The sequence below is a fragment of the Metabacillus niabensis genome, from assembly GCF_902829255.1.
Lineage (GTDB): Bacteria > Bacillota > Bacilli > Bacillales > Bacillaceae > Metabacillus > Metabacillus niabensis.
Genome location: NZ_CADEPK010000451.1, coordinates 1 through 14,086, shown reverse-complemented (window position 1 = coordinate 14,086; position 14,086 = coordinate 1). Strand labels below are relative to the sequence as shown.

The following is a 14,086-nucleotide window of genomic DNA, read 5'->3' as shown; positions in this document are numbered from 1 at the left end:
TCACTATGCCTTCACGAAGCCAAAATGATCTGAACTCATATCCATTACCCATAAATCTAATTTAAAGGGTTATGAAATCCTGCGAATAAGTGAGCATTCGAGAGATATTCATATTAAACTGAGGGAGTTGAATAAACTTCTCAAAGAGGTTATGCAAACAAATCCAGTCAACTTATATAATGTTATCGGCTCAAAAAAGAACTTCGATTTTTTGAAGATCACTTTATCTGTTTATTGAATACAAGGTACAGAATGGTAAAAAATAAGTATATGATTTATAAGCCTATTAATTATGTTAAATACTCTTCTTCAGGTTTCATATTGACCTGTTTCCAATTTTCATCGCCTACTCTGCGAAATTGAGCAATTTCTACATCAGTTCCATTCGTTAATGTAAAGAATATAAAATAATAATCAGCTCTATCATTACCATGAAAGTAAATCTTTTTAATATAACCACTTTTTGTAGTTGGGTATCTTTTTTGAATCAATTTGCACCAATATCCATATTTCACATCCACAACTGCTTCCCCATCATGTTGCCAGAGATGGTAAGGTGCACATAGAAAATCCTCCGGAAACTGCTGTAAATCTGAAATTCGATACCCTCCAGGTTCGAAAACAAGCTGGATAAATCCGTAAGAATAGCCAAAATACTCAACTTCCTTGCCTTCAAATGCTTCAATTGTTTCAATTTCATAAAAAAACTTAATTCCTTGTTTTAGATCTGGTACTCGACAAAGTTTGAGCAAACTAGTATGTCCTATCCCAGCAAATGAACTAAGATATTCTTCATAGCTTAATTTTTTTTGATACTCTTCAGATAAAAAATTGTAGGCAAGTGGATATGGAACTCGTGCATGACCAATTGATCCGCAACTTCTACCTAACACGTTTTCCGCCTCACGTAAAATACTAAAATAGTTAATAAGTGTATCTTCAGGGGTTCTTGTTAATTCTGTAGGTACTATAATTTGATTATGAGTTTTTTCATAATAAGGATGGAAAAACTCTGATGTTGCAAATCTTAAATTTAAAGCTGGCAAACAAGATGGACGAAAATATTTTTGATGATAAGCAGTTATGTCCATTTGATTTCGTAAATACACAATCATCCCCCCCACTTTTAGCTTATGGGCGAACAAAGAGATAAGTGAAAAATCTCTTTCCTTTTCACTTATTATATGAATACTTATTCCACCTCGTGAAAATCTACTCTTAGTACATCTTCAAACTTAATTATAAATACATCTATATGACTATCTATTAGCCTTAATTCATGCCTGATTGTATCTATAAAATGAATTTGTCCGACATAAAGCTTAAATATCTCCTTTATCATAATAAGTAAATATAACCTCTTTGTTATATTTCATCACTTCGCAAATAAATTGTATTAATCTCTAGCCATTTCTCCAACTCTAATAAAACCATCCCATCAATCCTTGCATCATCTGTAAGTATTTTCCGCCTATTATAACTGGTTATAATGTGTATAGCTCATTCGCTAGCAATTTCGAAAATGATCATATGGAAGGAGTCATATACAGTGGTCGGACAAGGAAAATTACTAGAGGTTCAAGACTTACAAAAAAACTATGGTAAACAAGACAATGTAACAAAGGCTTTAAACGGTGTTAGCTTTGACATTCTCCCAGGAGAATTCTTAGGTATAATGGGGCCAAGCGGTTCTGGTAAAACAACATTATTAAACTGTATTGCCACAATTATAAAACCAACCTCTGGGCGTGTGCTTTTAAATGGAAAAAACATCAGTGCTTTTGATAGTAAGGATTTAGCGGAGTATCGGGGGAGTCGAATCGGCTATTTGTTTCAAGATTTTGCACTGCTTGACAATTTAACTGGAGAAGAAAATATCCTATTACCCCTGTCTATTCACGGGATGGACTTTGCAAAGGCACGTGCTAAGCTAGATGATTTATCAAGTTTCTTTGAAATTACGGATATTCTCAATAAATTTCCCTCTCAAATGTCTGGAGGACAGAAACAGCGGGTAGCAGCTGCACGTAGTTTGATTACGGATCCAGATATTGTTCTTGCAGATGAACCGACAGGAGCATTGGACACACGTTCTGCACGAATCTTAATGAATAAGCTTGAGGGGATAAATCATGAAAGTGGAAGAACGATTTTGATGGTTAGCCATGATCCGAATGCAACAAGCTTTTGCTCTAGAATTCTTTTTATCCAAGATGGTGTCATCTTTCATGAGCTGCGACGCAAGCATGACGAGTCTCGCGCGAACTATTATGATCGAATTTTGCAGTTAATGGCTCAGCTTGGAGGTGGAAGTGCAAATGTTCTCTAGGCTTGTTTATCGTAATGCAAAACGTAGTCGTAAGGAGAATTTCATTTACTTTGCAACGCTTGTAACAGCAATTGCGTCGTTTTATATTATTCTTTCACTTGGTAGACAGGATGTTATTTTATTTCTGAAGGAGTTTGAGAGTGATTCCATTAATAAACTGCTAGCTCAAATGCCAATTGTATATGCATTTGCGTTATTTTTATTGTTTTTCTTGATTTTGTTTGCGAATCGGTACCAATTACATCGAAGAAGTCAAGAGTTTGGGCTTTATCTCATGCTAGGAATGCGCAAGGAGCGCCTTATTCTTCATCTTCTAGCAGAAGGGTTCATTACGTCTATTTTCGCCCTCATTTTAGGCCTTTTCATTGGCGCATTTTTAGCAGAACTAATTAGTTTAGCAGTTTCTAGATTAGTAGGACAAGGAATTATCGGTCATCAACTAAGCTTATCAGTAGGTGCGGTTATCTCTACGATCATTGGGTTTTTATTCATCCAGTTTCTCGCATTAGTCATTCTTGGTGGAAAGTTATTTAATCAAGAGGTTCAGCAATTGCTTTATGGGCAAATGGATAAGAAGCAAAATATGGGGCATTTTAAAGGCAATATCCTTACTATATTAGTAGGTTCTGTCTTATTAGGTGTTGCCTATTGGATTGTTTTAGATCGCTTTATGGATTTTGGAGGACTGCTTCTGTTTGTGGCATTGGCTCTTGGAAGTGTAGGAACGATCCTTTTTATGAAGGGATTAGGAAAATTATTAGGCTTATTGGCAGGCTTGTTTAAGCATAAATCCACTAAAGGTCTACACACATTTACATTAAGGCAATTTCAAGAGAACATTGCAAATAGATATATTTCTGTTGCTGTAACCTCTATTCTCATCACATTGTCTATTATTTTAATAGCAAACGGTACTTCATCTGTTATAAGTTTAGAAAATGTTTTTACTAGAACCTCCTCTCTATATGATTTTACCGTTAATGGGGATAATCAGAAAATTAAGCAATTTCTTACATCAGAAAAAATGGTACCATATGTAGAGGACTTAAACCTCCTGGAAATTGGAAAGATGAAACATCAGGATGAGCGCCTAGAAGATGGAATGCCATTGTCATTAGTTGATTGGTCTAAATTAAGAGAGCAAATTATTATGGCTTTGCCAAGCAACTATAAGGAGCAGATTTTATCTGGAGAAGCGCAAAGTTATAGTGTCAGCTCGGAAAACCCAGAAGCACTTAATCTTTTTGGAGTTCTGGAGATGGATACAAGAACACCTTACCTTATTCCTGAATCATCTTATAACGGACTTTTAAAGGCGCTCGGAGAAAAACCTCTGAACCTGCAATCAGATGAAATAGCTTTATACTTTAATCCAGATTTTATGCCTATGAAGAATCTTGAGAGCATGCCTGTACTAGATCAGATTCTTGAAAGGGCCGCTAAAGAAGGGCAAAGCTTGATGAGCATTCATGACCAAGCAATCTATATACGCCCCTCCCTGCCAATGAGAGGATTAGTAGCAGACCGTTCTGTACCAATTTTTTCGGCATTTATCGTCCCCGACGATATGTTTAAACAATTATTAGATACGGAAACCTATGTGTCATATTGGAATTTTCGCATTCCACAAAAGCTGCAAGACGAACAAGGTTTAATGACCCCCATGATGGAGGCTAGAGATGTATTAAAATCTGCCGGCTTCAAGTTTGAAAGTTATTTACAAAACTTTGGACGCCAGCTCTTCTATGTTGTTGCCGGAAGCTATACCGTCTTATATATGGGATTCTTATTCTTGATTATTGCTTGTACGTTATTGGCTTTACAATTTTTGACACAGATGAAGCAGACTGGACAACGCTATGTAACGCTTTCGATGTTAGGGGCAAAACGTAACCAAATGAAAAAGTCGATGCATCGACAGGTATTGCTCACCTTTCTTTTACCTATGTCTCTTGCGTGCGTGAGTGGTGCTGTTGGGATAAGAGCGATGGTCTCATTTCTTATTATTCACTTTAAAGATAATGCGTTACTTTACCCTATTGCCCTTTCCTTTGCATGTATTGTCATCCTCATTTTTGTGATTTATGGAGTAGCAGTTGCCCGTTCGGCAGATCATGAAATAGATAAATTGCGGTGGAAGCCTAACATAGATTAAGGAACTATGAAATATTACATCGAAGGAGGTGCTGAAGTGGCGAGGATCATAATTGTTGAAGATGATTCATTGTTAAGAGAAGAGTTAATGGATATGTTACAAAAAGCAGGCTATGAAGTGTTAGCAATTGATGACTTCCATGAAATCATTCCTAAAATTGTCGCTTTAGCACCTGGCTTAGTCTTATTAGACATCAATTTACCGGAACAATCAGGATTTGAAATTTGCAAAAGTCTTAAATCAAAAGGAATTGGTCCGATATTGATCCTTACATCCAGAGATAAATTACAAGATGAATTACATGGTCTTCATTTAGGGGCAGATGATTATCTTACAAAGCCATGTAATCGAGATCGATTATTAGCACGCATTCAAAACCTGCTTAGAAGATTTGCGGGACAGCCCGGTTTAATAGATGGTGGCAATTTTTTGCTAGACCCAAATACCTTTACTTTGTATAAGGGAACTGAATCATTATTATTATCCGCTAATGAAGGCAGAATTTTATTGGCTTTAGTACAGAATAGACCTGACGTTGTATCAAAGTCTACATTGAGTGAGCTTTTATGGGGAACAGACCAGTATATTGATGAGAATGCATTACAAGTAAATCTCACCCGCTTGCGAAAAACACTGCGACAATTAAATCTGGAAAATCAAGTCGAAACAGTCCGGGGCCAAGGTTATAGACTTAAGGGGCAAGGAGAACGATGAACTGGATAAAGCAAATCTATGATAGTTTTAATGCTTATAAGCTTTGGTTTCTTATTTTCATAGCTACATGTTTCCTATTTAGCTTTTTAGCCTGGTTGGCTTACCCAGAAACCTTTAAGGTGTTAGTAGGGCTAATGATCGTTTTTACTCTAGCGATGATATCGATGTCTATATTCATGATTATGAGAAAGCAAAAAATCATAGAAGCTGCCTTTCAAAATTTTTTATTAGAAGCGACTGAGACGAATGAAGAAATATTATGCAAGGTATCTCCTAGAACACATTGGCCTTTTATCCGTCGAATAGGGAGTGCCATAAGATCCTATCAGGCGGAGCTTAATGAGCAAGTTATTGAGTTGAACGAGTATGAAAACTATATAGAAGGCTGGGTTCACGAAATTAAAAAGCCTCTGTCATTGATGACACTAATTTTAGATAACCGCAGTGACGAAATGTCTCCCCTTGTTCGACAGCGTATGCTCCATATTCGAGAGCAGATGCTTGGAGATGTAGAGCGCATCCTCTATTTTGCAAGACTTGGGGCTGCTCATAAGGATTATATTTTTGAGTCTATAAGCTTACTAGCTTTTTGTAAACAGACAATTGAAAACCATCAACCAATATTAGATGAAGCAGGTTTTCAAATACAGTTCAAAGGTGATGAAGCGGAAATCTTCTCTGACCGGAAAGGATTAGCTTTTATCTTAGAACAAATCATCACTAATAGTACGAAGCACGCTGCACAAAATCAGGAACATCCAATATTACAATTTGAAACAGTGCATGATGAAGCAGGTAATCAAACCATTTTGCATATTCGTGATAATGGTCCTGGCGTATTTGAAGAAGATTTACCATTTATTTTTGATAAGGGCTTTACTGGAAGGAGAGGTACTTATACAAGAGAAGCAACAGGTATGGGACTTTTTTTAGTTAGCAGAATGGCTAATGATTTAGCAATTCAGTTAGATGCAAAATCAGAGCTTGGTTCTGGGCTAACCATCTCACTACTATTCCCAAAGGTAAAGCAATAGCCTTTTTAAAAATTATATATAAAGATGAAAATAATTATATAAGGAGTCCATATGATAAAAACAATTGACATTACTAATAGAAAACACGCTGAAGACGTTTTAAACATTCAAATACCATCATATAAAGTAGAAGCAGAAATAATAGGTTCATATGATATACCACCATTAAAGGATACTGTTCATACATTGCAAAATTGCGAGGAAACGTTCATTGGTTATTATGAAGATGAAGAACTATGTGGTGCTTTGTCTTTCAAGGCGAACGATGCGGAAATTGATATACACAGACTAATCGTTCATCCAAAACACTTTAGAAAAGGAATCGCTCAGTTGCTTTTAAATTTTATTGAAAGCAATTTCAAAGCTGAAACAATGAAAGTAGCAACTGGTTCTAAAAATACTCCAGCCGTAAATTTTTATAAAAAGAATGGATTTCAACTCATTAAAGAAGTTAGTGTAAATGAACAATTATCCTTATCCTTTTTTGAAAAGAAATTATAATCTTTACGAGAATCATAATCTGATAGCGCATTGGAGATGAAAGAGTAATGGAAAGGGAATTAGAGAAAGCGATCAATTTACGAGAAAAAGGAAATTATAAAGAATCGAATAAATTACTTCTAAAATTGGTACAGGAGTTCCCCGATAATGGCACGATCAACTATCAATGCGCCTGGAGTTTTGACGTATTAGGTGAAGAAGTAAATGCCGTACCTTTTTACGAAAAGGCAATCAAGCTAGGTTTGTCCTCAGTGGAACTTGAAGGAGCATTTTTAGGATTAGGTAGTACATATAGAACATTAGGAGAATATGAAAAGTCAAAAACGACTTTTCAAAAAGCAATTGAATTATTCCCTACTAATAGAGCAATGAAAACCTTCTATTCGATGACCTTATATAATTTAAACGAGCATAGTAAAGCGATGGAGCTGTTACTAAAATGCTTAATTGAGACAACAAATGACGCTGAAATAATAAGTTATAAAAAGGCAATTGATTTCTATTCGGATAAATTAGACAAAGTTTGGGAGTAGTTTTTGAAAATTTGCGTGACCACAAAAGGTGACGCATTTTTTATTGAACTGAATAGTTTCCAAATAGGAAAATAATGCTAAAATAGAATGAATAAATTTTATATACTACATATGAAATTTAATGATAGATGTACGGAAGGAGTTTTTACATGTTAGACCCCTTTTTCATGGATGATCCTATGTTTGAAATCGCCCCTATTTTTATTGGCATTATTTTTGTATTCGTTATTGGTGGAATATTATTTTCAGCTTTCAAAGGGATTGGTCAGTGGCAGAAAAATGAGCAGTCTCCAAGACTAAGTGTAAAAGCTATCGTTACATCAAAACGAGCAGATGTTTCCAGACGTACAAATATGCATCATCATGATGACCATCACCACCATTCTTCAAGTACACATACAAGATATTTTGTAACTTTCGAGTTCGAAAGTGGTGACCGTTTGGAGTTCCATGTTTCGGGGAAAGAGTATGGTTTACTCTCCGAAGAAGACATTGGGATGTTAACCTTTCAAGGAACTCGATATTTAGGTTTTGCGAGGGAAAAAGTTAAGATAGAGAATACAAAAGTTGAATGAAGCACCAGTTTATTGTGGAAAGTTAATTCATGATACATTTGTGTTTATTGAAGAAAAAATAGGCGTAATTCTACTTGTCTAGTAAAAGAACATTTTCCAACAAATCTAAACTAGTAATGGAGCTTATATGAAAAAGACCATATTTTCTTTTAGTATAATAGTCGTTTTGCTGTCAATCTTGATATATAGCCAAATTGGTAAAACCAATAATGCTCAAGTAAGTATTGGTGAATCTACTAAGTTTACTGAGAAGGAAATCAATGAAGCAATAGGAAGTGTCAAGAAAAAATTCATGTCATTTCAAGGATGTAAGCTTACGGAATTATGGTATTCGGAAAGCAAATCAGATAGACTTATTAAAGATTATTTACAATATGGCAAAGGATCATCGAACGGTATAAAAGAAGAAAATGTAATGGTATTATTATCTAACTTTGAAGTAAATTCCTCCGGGGGCGATGGAAGTTTCGAGCCAGACTCAACTCAATCCGATTGGCAGTGGATATTAATAAGGGATAGTAAAAGTGATCATTGGCGTGTTGATGACTGGGGATATTGAACAATGGATTTCCAATCTCATAAAGAGGGAAAAGTGTTTAGGAAATATATTATAATATATCAAAGGATTTCAATTTAAAAAAGGAGTAACGAAAATGAGCTATTTAAATAAAATTCTTCTAGCTATTCTTATTTCATCTCCAGTCTCAGTAGCTATACTTTTCATCACTGGTCTTTTTACTGATCCTGAATTCTTTTCACCTGATAATTATGGCTTTACCTTACATATTTTTTGGTTCTATCCACTCATCTTTGGATTAATTTATCTAATATTAGGACTCCCAACAACCTTAATCAATGATGTCTTGTTAAAAATATGTAGAATAAGTTCCAGAAAATATAAGCTTATCCTATCATTTATTACTTATAGCATTGTAGGAGTAGTATTTATTATATGCCTTGATTTACCATTAAATGAGCTGGCCTCCTATGTCACATTTTTAACTCCGGTTTATATCTATTTAATTGTCGTTAACTTAATTAGAAAAGAATTACTATTAAATTAATATCTACTTTTACTTATAAATCAAGCTGCCATCAATAATGGTGGCTTTTTTTATTTATCAAAAGTTCAGACCAGCAGAGGAGGAACCACAACATTTGTTAAATTAAGGTTAATTTCTAGAAACTTTTCCCATTTTCGTTCGTATTATAAATTAAGAATGAGGAGGTATTAATATGGCAGAAAAAAATACATTCATTGTCACACCTGAGGATTTCGGATATAGGTTCTTAAATGGGGAGTTTTCAATCATTTATGCTCAAACAACTGAGGAGTTTAAAAAATTAGTATCAATCGAGCAATTTATTGAGTTTGGAGAGTCCTTTAATAGTGGCGTGGAGAGCTATACGTTAGAAATGAGCACAAGCCTAACTAACAATATAACGCAATATTTGTGGCTGGATAGTAAGAGAGAAAAAATCATTAGTGTTGCGTTTGATAGCAGTAACACGATTCATGGATTATATCTTGCACCATTTGTTACCTATCCGGAAAGTGACCGACAATATACGAAGAATAGTTATATTATGCCGATAAAGGAGGAATGGTTTGTTTTTTGGGGAGGCACAAACCAATTTATTAATTATCATTATGTCCATGAAGCTCAAAGGTATGCGTATGATTTAATCATCGTGAAGGATGGCCAATCTTACAATGGTTCTATGGACAAAAAAGAGAATTATTATGCCTTTAATAAAGAGATCATCGCACCAGCAGATGGGAAGGTTGTAAAAATAATCGATGGAATGAAAGATAATGAAATTGGCGAAACAAATGCAAGCCAGCCTGAAGGAAACTGTGTTGTCATTGAACATCAAAACAATGAATATAGTATGCTAGCACATTTAAAACAAAATTCTATCGTTGTGAAAGAGGGAGAGTCCGTAAAGTGTGGACAGTTGATAGGGCAATGTGGAAATTCCGGTAATTCGACTGAACCTCATTTGCATTTTCAAGTAATGAATTCACCTCATTACGCAAATGGTCAATCCATTCGTATTCGTTTTGAGAATGTTTTAGAGCCTATTCAAGGAGATTTTATTCGTCCCGTTTAAACTCACTCATCATTTTACATACACTAGAAAGAGTACATCTTTCTGTATTTGGCGACCTTTTATGTACAAATGGGGTACCTTTAAACCTCAAGTTTGTAAAAAAATGCACTAAACGAAAAATTGTGATAGTGCTCAATTTTGTTACCTTTAATTAGGTGTTAGTTTGATAGATGTGCAGTGTTTGCTTTCTGCGTGGTAGGTGTCGATCCTCCCTCAGTGTAAATTGGGTCTCACCTTCCTGCAGGAGTCTCACACTTAAGCACCTAGCAAGCTACTAAGTTTATATTTTAGAGTAAAGACTTTATACGTAAAGACTAAAAAGGAGTATTTGTTATGGTAAAAAGATTTTCTATGGTGTTTATCACTTTGATATTAGCTATTACAGCTTTATTATTAGCTGCTAAATATCCAACAGGCCCTAATACTGTTTCATTCGATGAACCAGCCATTATGTGGTTAAATGCTGGAATACTAGTCATGCTATTTTTACTACCTTTGATTTTTTCGTTTTTTAATCTTCTTGTACTAAGAATCATTTCAGCTATTTATCAAGTGTTTTTCGTTTTTGGGTTTTTAGGTCTTGTTCTAGTTGGCTTTATGATTCCTAGCATTTGGGTAATTGTTAACGGGGCTCTAGGGGCTATTATTAGTATTTGTAGTATCCTTGTTACGATTTTTGTGGGGGCGAAGAAAGCGAATTTGGTGACTAAGTAAAAAAGGGGTCGCTACTTTGTGAAAAGTTATTATTTCTGTTGTATGTATCGATAATCTTCTTCAATGTAGCAGCTATATTAAGTAAACAAGTCATTTCGAAATTATTTCCAATCATTTTTAACCAATCTGCAATAAGTTATTACAGAGTCTACCTATCGTGTGGCGATACTTCAATAAGGAGGTATCGCATTTTTTATACAAAAGGAGATGATTTAAAAAATGACCAAACAGAAATTATATTGGATTTTACTAATTCCTAATGTCTTTTTATTTATTCTAGCTTTAGTTTTATTGCCAGAGGATAAAAAAAATTATTCAGTATTTATCATTCTACTATTTTGGATTGTTTATTATAGTGTAATTAAAATAACGAATATAAAAGATAAATAAAAAACTCTTTTTACTAAAGAGACAGATAATTTAAAAAGCAGAAACTGTTACTGAAATATTAATCAGATTATTCATTACCATATATTAACATCTGTGATAAAATATATAGTTGTAGACTTTTTTTGAGGAGACAAAATATGAAATATTTGAACTATATTATCTTATTAATTCCAGTACCTTTTCTATTCCACTTTTACGAATATGGTCAGCACTTGAAAGATCAAAATGCACCTTTTTTATTTGTAGGTTTTTTATTTTTTGTCACCCTAGCAGCAATCACTACTAGAAATATGAGTTTTTTAAAAATATTCCTTCTTTCAATTGTTCAAAGTCTAATATCATTTTATTTAGCATCTAAGTTTATAGAAAATGATACATATTGGTTTAAACCTTTTGATAGAGATAAAGTAATTTTGATTACTTCTTTCATTTATTTTTTAGGTCAATTATTGGTTAGGGCTATCCTTAAGTGGAAAAAAAAATCATAACTTAGGTAGTGTCATAAATATATATTTGTATTAAGTTAACACACCAGGGCTGTATTATAGAAGCTTGTAGAAAACTAAGGGGTTCACTACAAGCCGAAAGCCCCAAGGAATGATTCCTTGGAGCTTTTTAATGCTTTCTTTAAGTATTACACTCCCACTTGCAAAGTTAAATGTTAAGATCAGGATTCCGAACCACTAGTATCAGTCTTCGATTGCCTGGTAGACCGTGGTCCAGAAGTCGTGGATAAGCCGTGCTGAATCCGGGGTAGACATCCCGACCTGGGTAAGCAGGATTCCGATTAGCTGCTTGTCTGGGTCAGCGTACACCGAGGTGCCTGTTCCTCCATCCCAGCCGAACTGGCCGATAGACGCGTAGTCACCGCGGTAGGTACGCACCGCCATTCCCATACCCCAGCCGCCATGCTGCCCCTGGCCGTGCGACACATGGACATTGTTTTTGGCCAAGGCGTCTCTGGCGGCTTCTTGCTCGGGAGTGAGACGGTTGGTCGTCATCAGCTCGACGGCGGGTCGAGACAGGATCCGTTTGGTTCCGTGCATCCCATGATTCAGCAGCATCTGGAAGTACGAGTGGTAGTCGTCGACGGTGGAGACAAGCCCACTACCGCCTGAATGGAACACCAAAGGCTGACTATACTGTCCACCAGCACTTTCGTCCCATACGATGAATTCCCCAGTCTGTGGATCGGGACTGTAGGCAGGTGGCAACCTGTCAATCTTGTTAGCAGGAACGTAGAAACCGGTATCCTTCATTCCCAATGGATCGAGAATACGTTCGCGCAGGAACATCTCGAACGGCTGACCCGTGACCCTAGAAACTAGCACGCCGAGTACATCGTGGCTGATGTGATATTGCCACTTTTCTCCGGGCTGGTACATCAGTGGAAGAGTGCCAAGACGGCGCATCCACTCATCTGGGGTAGGATATTCTGTCATATTCTGAGGGAAAATCCCTTGCTCGAAAACTGCTGCCATGATTGGAAAGTTAAGCGAAGTCAAATCCACTCCGAGTCCGAACGTGGAGGTCAATAGGTCCCTTACGGTGATCGGCCGTAGCGCGGGAACGGTATCATCCAATGGGCCGTCGGGTCGCTTCAGTACCTTGCGGGTTGCAAGTTCGGGTAGCCACTGGTCTACTGGGTCATCCAGACGCAGTTTACACTCATCTAGCAGAACCATCGCAGCCGCCATCGCCACCGGCTTGGAAGTGGATGCCATTCGGAATATCGTGTCCCGACGCATCGGCGCACCACCGTCATGGCGCATCGTGCCGATCGCTTCGACATTCGTCTCACCATACCGGCTGACAAGTGCTACGAGCCCAGGAATTTTCCCCGACTCGACATGCCGTGCTAGTACGTCGCGTATTTTGCGTAGCCCTGTTTCCGAGAACCCTCTATTACTTTGTCCTAATATACTCTTTTCCATTTGATTTCCCTCTCTTTTCTTTTTGTCATCAATATTTTTCTAAAAATTTCCTTTTGTTATTTATGCTTTAAAATTGTTATTTATGCTTGAAGGAGTAAAAGTGATTGAATATTTACAATGAAAGAAATCCCAAATGTTTCTTTATATCGATATGGATATCTAATCGTGATAAACAATATTTACATCATGATGACAAAAGTATTTTTCGGAATTGAACGGGGGAAATTAAATTATTCATAAAATAAAGCCGATGAAAATTATAAGCAGTTTGGCTGAAAAAAGGATTTCAATCATTTATGTTTACCACAAATATTACCATAGTTTGGTAAAATAAAAGAAAACAGTAAAGATCGGTGTTTTAATATGGCAATTAAGAAAAATAATCTATTATAGTCATATACAACTCTATTGCTTTATTCCCGATGTGGGTTTGCTAAAAAGGAGGTACCTAGTGAATAAAGGGTTAGTGTTAGCTGGAGTTTTGGTAATTGTTTTAGGTGTTTATGCATTTCATAGTAAATTTTATTATCCACCACTACCTATCGATACTGTAAGCAAAAAGGAAGTCATAGATTCCTTGAATGATTCTTCGAAAGAGATTGTTAAAATAGACGATGATAATGATTATGAGTGGTTTATTACAAGGATGGAACAAGGACGAGCTTACCGAAATTTAAAGGAAATGATTAGCAACAATGGGTGGCATTTCAAAACTCAAGAGGGTAGTGGCTATATTTTTGAAAAGAATCATGACACACTAATCGCAACTACTGAAATGTGGACGGGAAATTATGTTATTGTTAAAGTCCCAAAGGGTTGGAATAATTAGGCATGTTCACAATTTTTTAAAGGATAGTAAGAATAAGGTTTCAACTATCTATTTAATATTCCTCAATGGAAAATTTAAAATATAAGTTTATATAATACACATTATTCCACTAGTCTTTATCTCCTTACCTCTTTCTATAATCTATCATTTTGTAACTAGATTCGATCTACAAATAAAAATAAAACAAATAATCCTATTAAAGCAATGAAGTTATACACAACCTGCTTATACTTCTTTTCATCTATTACAATCAATATATCTAT

General features: G+C 35.7%; 16 protein-coding genes. 14 read left to right on the top strand and 2 right to left on the bottom strand.

The genetic code is table 11. The features are described from left to right. Positions 1-290: 290 nt before the first annotated feature. Complete coding sequence (locus tag HU235_RS24460; RefSeq protein WP_174881883.1) at positions 291-1,109, bottom strand: hypothetical protein; 819 nt, start codon at positions 1,107-1,109, stop codon at positions 291-293. Between the two features lie 440 nt (positions 1,110-1,549). Here HU235_RS24460 and HU235_RS24455 point away from each other — a divergent pair, with 440 nt between their 5' ends. From HU235_RS24455 to HU235_RS24395, 13 genes are all read left to right on the top strand, one after another. After that, positions 1,550-2,329 carry an ABC transporter ATP-binding protein gene (locus HU235_RS24455; RefSeq protein WP_174881882.1) on the top strand — a complete coding sequence of 260 codons (780 nt, stop codon included), beginning with the start codon at positions 1,550-1,552 and terminating at the stop codon, positions 2,327-2,329. Further along, on the top strand, positions 2,319-4,484 hold the full coding sequence (locus HU235_RS24450) for an ABC transporter permease (RefSeq protein WP_174881881.1): 2,166 nt from the start codon (positions 2,319-2,321) through the stop codon (positions 4,482-4,484). The genes HU235_RS24455 and HU235_RS24450 overlap by 11 nt, the downstream gene beginning before the upstream one ends. 36 nt (positions 4,485-4,520) lie before the next feature. Beyond that, positions 4,521-5,198, top strand: coding sequence for a response regulator transcription factor (locus tag HU235_RS24445; protein ID WP_170944488.1), 678 nt, complete (start codon positions 4,521-4,523; stop codon positions 5,196-5,198). Continuing rightward, positions 5,195-6,232, top strand: coding sequence for a sensor histidine kinase (locus tag HU235_RS24440; RefSeq protein ID WP_174881880.1), 1,038 nt, complete (start codon positions 5,195-5,197; stop codon positions 6,230-6,232). Before HU235_RS24445 ends, HU235_RS24440 begins: the two co-directional genes overlap by 4 nt. Positions 6,233-6,283: 51 nt before the next feature. Beyond that, positions 6,284-6,733 carry a GNAT family N-acetyltransferase gene (locus HU235_RS24435; RefSeq protein WP_174881879.1) on the top strand — a complete coding sequence of 150 codons (450 nt, stop codon included), beginning with the start codon at positions 6,284-6,286 and terminating at the stop codon, positions 6,731-6,733. A gap of 47 nt (positions 6,734-6,780) precedes the next feature. Continuing rightward, on the top strand, positions 6,781-7,266 hold the full coding sequence (locus tag HU235_RS24430; RefSeq protein WP_174881878.1) for a tetratricopeptide repeat protein: 486 nt from the start codon (positions 6,781-6,783) through the stop codon (positions 7,264-7,266). Positions 7,267-7,415: 149 nt separating this feature from the next. Beyond that, a complete protein-coding gene (locus HU235_RS24425; protein ID WP_174881877.1) occupies positions 7,416-7,841 on the top strand; it encodes a DUF2500 domain-containing protein in 426 nt (141 codons plus the stop codon). Between the two features lie 127 nt (positions 7,842-7,968). Next, positions 7,969-8,400, top strand: a complete 432-nt coding sequence (locus HU235_RS24420) for a DUF4829 domain-containing protein (RefSeq protein ID WP_174881876.1) — start codon at positions 7,969-7,971, stop codon at positions 8,398-8,400. A 94-nt stretch (positions 8,401-8,494) separates the two neighbouring features. Then, positions 8,495-8,905 (top strand): hypothetical protein, encoded by a 411-nt coding sequence (locus HU235_RS24415; RefSeq protein WP_095302902.1) that lies wholly within the window; start codon positions 8,495-8,497, stop codon positions 8,903-8,905. Positions 8,906-9,077: 172 nt separating this feature from the next. Next, entirely contained in the window at positions 9,078-9,956 is an 879-nt protein-coding gene (locus HU235_RS25450) for a M23 family metallopeptidase (RefSeq protein WP_174881875.1), read from the top strand. Positions 9,957-10,289: 333 nt separating this feature from the next. Beyond that, the gene (locus tag HU235_RS24405; RefSeq protein ID WP_174881874.1) at positions 10,290-10,670 is read left to right on the top strand and encodes a hypothetical protein; all 381 of its coding nucleotides are present in this window, start codon (positions 10,290-10,292) and stop codon (positions 10,668-10,670) included. Positions 10,671-10,889: 219 nt separating this feature from the next. Continuing rightward, positions 10,890-11,060, top strand: coding sequence for a hypothetical protein (locus tag HU235_RS24400; RefSeq protein WP_174881873.1), 171 nt, complete (start codon positions 10,890-10,892; stop codon positions 11,058-11,060). Positions 11,061-11,197: 137 nt separating this feature from the next. After that, positions 11,198-11,548, top strand: coding sequence for a hypothetical protein (locus HU235_RS24395; protein ID WP_174881872.1), 351 nt, complete (start codon positions 11,198-11,200; stop codon positions 11,546-11,548). Positions 11,549-11,749: 201 nt separating this feature from the next. Here HU235_RS24395 and HU235_RS24390 read toward each other — a convergent pair whose 3' ends face one another. Then, entirely contained in the window at positions 11,750-12,994 is a 1,245-nt protein-coding gene (locus HU235_RS24390; protein WP_174881871.1) for a serine hydrolase domain-containing protein, read from the bottom strand. 451 nt (positions 12,995-13,445) lie between these two features. Here HU235_RS24390 and HU235_RS24385 point away from each other — a divergent pair, with 451 nt between their 5' ends. Beyond that, positions 13,446-13,823 carry a hypothetical protein gene (locus tag HU235_RS24385; RefSeq protein WP_174881870.1) on the top strand — a complete coding sequence of 126 codons (378 nt, stop codon included), beginning with the start codon at positions 13,446-13,448 and terminating at the stop codon, positions 13,821-13,823. Positions 13,824-14,086: the final 263 nt, after the last annotated feature.